This is a genomic window from Streptomyces flavofungini (genome assembly GCF_041028215.1).
Taxonomy (GTDB): Bacteria; Actinomycetota; Actinomycetes; order Streptomycetales; family Streptomycetaceae; genus Streptomyces; species Streptomyces flavofungini_B.
On record NZ_JASKYR010000664.1, the window covers coordinates 1 to 3,833 of the forward strand.

At 72.8% G+C, this 3,833-nt stretch carries 4 protein-coding genes and 1 pseudogene; 2 read left to right on the forward strand and 3 right to left on the reverse strand.

All coding sequences use genetic code 11. The features are described from left to right. Positions 1–113 precede the first annotated feature (113 nt). Positions 114–1,085, reverse strand: a complete 972-nt coding sequence (locus AB8Z36_RS32055; RefSeq protein ID WP_369216896.1) for a beta-ketoacyl-ACP synthase 3 — start codon at positions 1,083–1,085, stop codon at positions 114–116. Positions 1,086–1,373: 288 nt separating this feature from the next. Here AB8Z36_RS32055 and AB8Z36_RS32060 point away from each other — a divergent pair, with 288 nt between their 5' ends. Together AB8Z36_RS32060 and AB8Z36_RS32065 are read left to right on the forward strand one after the other, a co-directional pair. Continuing rightward, entirely contained in the window at positions 1,374–1,706 is a 333-nt protein-coding gene (locus AB8Z36_RS32060) for a helix-turn-helix domain-containing protein (RefSeq protein ID WP_369216897.1), read from the forward strand. Further along, positions 1,703–2,449, forward strand: a complete 747-nt coding sequence (locus tag AB8Z36_RS32065; protein ID WP_369216898.1) for a 4'-phosphopantetheinyl transferase family protein — start codon at positions 1,703–1,705, stop codon at positions 2,447–2,449. Before AB8Z36_RS32060 ends, AB8Z36_RS32065 begins: the two co-directional genes overlap by 4 nt. Before the next feature lie 2 nt (positions 2,450–2,451). Here AB8Z36_RS32065 and AB8Z36_RS32070 read toward each other — a convergent pair whose 3' ends face one another. Beyond that, positions 2,452–3,387: an SDR family NAD(P)-dependent oxidoreductase gene (locus tag AB8Z36_RS32070; protein ID WP_369216899.1), complete on the reverse strand. Its 936-nt coding sequence runs from the start codon at positions 3,385–3,387 to the stop codon at positions 2,452–2,454. 41 nt (positions 3,388–3,428) lie between these two features. Further along, positions 3,429–3,833: pseudogene (locus AB8Z36_RS32075) on the reverse strand (SDR family oxidoreductase); the annotation flags it as partial.

Here is a 3,833-nt window from a genome sequence, read left to right on the forward strand (position 1 = left end):
GCACTCCCTACAGCACCCATGGACATCCTCACTTCGACATGGCTCGGATCTGCGACAAGGCCGGGACCGCGACGCGGTGCCCGGTGCCCGGTGGCCGGACGGCGACGGTGGGCTCAGGGGCAGGTCACCACCTGCGCGGCGTAACTGAGCCCGGCGCCGAAGCCCATCAGGAGTACGGGGTCGCCGGTGCCTACCTCGCCCAGGTCGATGAGGCGGGACAGGGCGAGCGGCACGGAGGCCGCCGAGGTGTTGCCCGTGAGGACGACATCGCGGGCGACGGCCGCGTTCGTCGCGCCGAGGCTCCTCGCGAGGCGCTCGATCATCCGCAGGTTCGCCTGGTGGGTGACGAAGCCCCTGAGCTCCGCCGGTACGAGTCCGGCCCGTTCGCAGGCCTCTCGCGCGACGTGTACGAGTTCCGTGGTGACCCAGCGGTAGACGGCCTGACCGCTCATCGTCACCCTGCTGTGCCGGTCGGGGATGGTGACCAGGGACGCCTTTTCGCCGTCACCGCCCCACACCACGGGGTGGATGCGCGTGCGGTGATCGCGGACGACGACCGCGGCGCCCGCCCCGTCGGCGAAGACGGTGGCGGTGTCGACGTCGGCCGGGTCGACCCAGTCGGTCATCCGCTCGGCGCCGATCACCAGGGCGCGGCGGCTGGTGCCCGACCTGACCAGGCCGTCGGCGACGCCGAGGCCGTAACAGAAGCCCGCGCACGCGGCGTTGACGTCGAAGGCGGCGGCCGTGGGGATGCCGAGCAGGGCGGCGACGGACGCGGCGCCGTTCGGCATCGGTGAGGGCATGGAGCAGGTGGCGAGGACGACGAGGTCGATGTCGGCGGGGGCGAGGCCCGCGGCCGAGAGCGCCTTGGCGGCGGCGGTGGCCCCCATGCCGGTCAGCGGCTCGCCGGGGCCCGCGAAGCGCCGCTCGCGGATGCCGACGCGCCGTTCGATCCACTCGGCGGAGACGCCGAGGGAGTCGGCGAGCTCGTCGTTGCCGACCAGCCGTTCGGGGCGGACGCCCGCGACGGCCGCGATGCGTGATCCCGCGCCGGGACCGGCCTGCGGGGAGTAATGGGACGACATGTGGTCACCTCGTCGAATGCGGTCGGAGGCGGCAGCTCCATTTCCGGGTCCAGCATCTGAATTACGCCGCTTTACGAAGCCGGAAGTTTGGGTCAGGACACCGGACTTCGGCGGTGCTGACGTTTCGGGGAAAAATGCAAAGTGAAACCGCTCACGCATCTCGGCGGGTGACGGAGAAATCGATATAGGGGCCATCCATTCGCGGCTGACATCCATCCCCCGCCTAGGTACAGTGCGCCCATTGCGCGCCGGGATCCCTCTCGGCGGCAAGGGGGAATGGGAGAGCACATGAACGGGGAGCACCATCCGATCGGCACGGACGTCAAAGGGGGAACGAGGTTCACAAGGGGCGGCTCGGGCGTGGCGCAGGTGGCGCGTTCAGCGCTGTCGGGCCTGACGCCACGCGAGCGCGAGGTGCTCAGCGTGCTGCCGAACGGTGAGGGGAACCGGGCACTGGCCCGTCGGCTCGGCATTGCCGAGCGCACCGTAAAGGCACATCTGACGAGCATCACGAGGAAATTGGGGCTGCGGAGCAGGCTGGAGGCGACGGTCCTTTCCATCCAGTGGGCCGATGCCCTCCACCCGGGACATCCGGGCGCGGAAAGCCCCGAGCACGGGTGAGGACAGCTCCTCCCGGTCCCCGCGAGGTCCATGTCTGGACCCTGTGGATTCCCCGTATCGCCGGGAAAGCAGCGGGCCGCACGGGAATACTCGACATCGGGGAGACCGCACGCGCGGACGGATTTCAGGATTCCGCGGCGCGCACGCGCTACCTCGTCTCGCATGTCGCCCTGCGCGTCCTGCTCGGCGGATATCTGGGACTGGCCCCCGGGGACGTGGAGTTCGTGCGCGAACCCTGCGGGATGCCGGACTGTGAGGAGCCGCACGGGCGGCCGGCGATCGCCGGCCGCCTCCGGCCGCACTTCTCGCTCTCGCACGCGGGAGACGCCGCGGTCGTCGCGGTCGCCCGCTCGCCGGTCGGCGCGGACGTCGAGTCGGCCCGCCTGCTGCCCGACGGCCTGGGCGGTGCGGTCCGAAGGCTGCACCCCGAGGAGCGCCGCGCCGTCGCCACCCTCTCCCCCGCCCTGCGCGAGCGGGCCGCGCTCGGCTGCTGGGTGCGCAAGGAGGCCTACCTCAAGGGCATCGGTACGGGACTGCCCGGCGGGGTCGGCCGTCACCACGTGGGCCTCCCGGCGGAGCTGGCGCCCGCCTGGGCGCCGCCGGGTCCCGTGGGATGGCGTGTCGTCGACGTGCCCGCGCCCGAGGGGTACCAGGCCGCCGTCGCCGTGTCGGGCAAGGCCGCTTCGGCGGACGCGGACGGTGCCCGCCTCGCGGTGCGGATCGCCCCTCTGCTGCTTCCGTGACGTCACGCCGGTCCGCCGCTCCGCCGAGCGCCGCCCGCCGCTCCGACCGCCTTGTTCAGGCGGTGCATCCGGGTCGCCAGGCTCATCCGGCCCTCCAGGCGGAACGCCGGGGGCCGCCGCCCGTCCACGTCGTCGAAGCCGTACTCGGCCGCCAGGTCACCGGTGCTGAGCACGGTCCCCGTGCGTGCCATGACGTGCGGGTCGGCGAGCAGCGCGGCGACGGCCCGGCCCACGTACTCCGGGGAGTGCACCACCGACGCCGGGCCGCTGCCCATCGCGTCCCACGCCGCCTCGACCCGCTCGGTCCGCACGAACCCCGGGTGCAGGGAGACCGCCGCGACGCCGCGCTTGCGCAGATCGGCGGCGAAGCCCCGGCACATCCGGTCCGACGCCGACTTGAAGACGTCGTAGCCCACCTGCCCGAGGTAGATGTCGCCGTCCGAGAAGCTGATGCCCACCACGAGGCCGCCGCGCCGCCGGGTCAGCAGCGGGGCGAGCCTGCGCGTCACGTCGTACTGGCCGCGCAGGGAGGCCTCGAAGAGGTCGTAGCGCCACATCGGCTGGTCCCAGAAGGGCGCGTCGAAGCGGACCTCGGCGGAGCGTTCGTAGCCGCCCCAGGCGTTGTTGACCAGCAGGTCGAGCCGGTCCTCTGCGGCCGTGATCCGTTCGGTGAGCGCCGCGTTGTCCGCCGTCGCCGCGTGGTCGCAGCGCACCGCGACGCCCCGGCCGCCGCGCCCGGTGATCTCCTCGGCGGTGTCCTCGACGGTGCCGGGCAGGTCCTCGGTGCGCGCGCCGGTACGGGTGCTGCGTCCCGTCACGTACACGGTCGCGCCCGCCGCGCCGAGCGCGAGCGCGATGCCACGGCCCACGCCGCGGCTCGCTCCGGTGACCACGGCCACCCTGCCGCTCAGATCGGGGGCGTTCCAGGCGTCGTTCACGCCAGTTGTCCTTTCCGTTGGTGGGATCGTGGCCGCCCGGGTCAGCCGAGGTGTTCGGCGGCGTAGTCGAGGCTGGCCAGGTAGGCGGCCGTGTCGTCGACGTGGGGCACTCCGTAGCGCTCGCGCAGTTCCGGCATGGAGGTCGGCAGGACGCCGCCGCTGCACCGGGTGACCTCGCTGACGTCACGCAGCACGGAGAGGTAGGAGCGGGTCATCGGCGCCGTCCGCGCGATGGCCTCCGGGTCGAGTCCGTCGGCGTCGGCGACCGGCGGCGGGCGCAGCGTCCGCCCGCGCCCGGCCGCGTGTTTGACCAGGACCCGCAGGCACGTCTCGACGTCCATCGCCTCCTCGCCGTAGGTCACCCAGAACTCGCCCTGTTCGTCGCCGAGTTCGATGGCGCGCAGGACGGCCTTGGAGAGCAGGTCCTGGGGTACGAAGTCCATGCG

Bases quoted from the DNA above. Each gene is read 5' to 3' on its own strand.
- AB8Z36_RS32060 (WP_369216897.1), top strand. From the start codon at position 1,374: ATGAACGGGGAGCACCATCCGATCGGCACGGACGTCAAAGGGGGAACG.
- AB8Z36_RS32055 (WP_369216896.1), bottom strand. From the start codon at position 1,085: ATGTCGTCCCATTACTCCCCGCAGGCCGGTCCCGGCGCGGGATCACGC.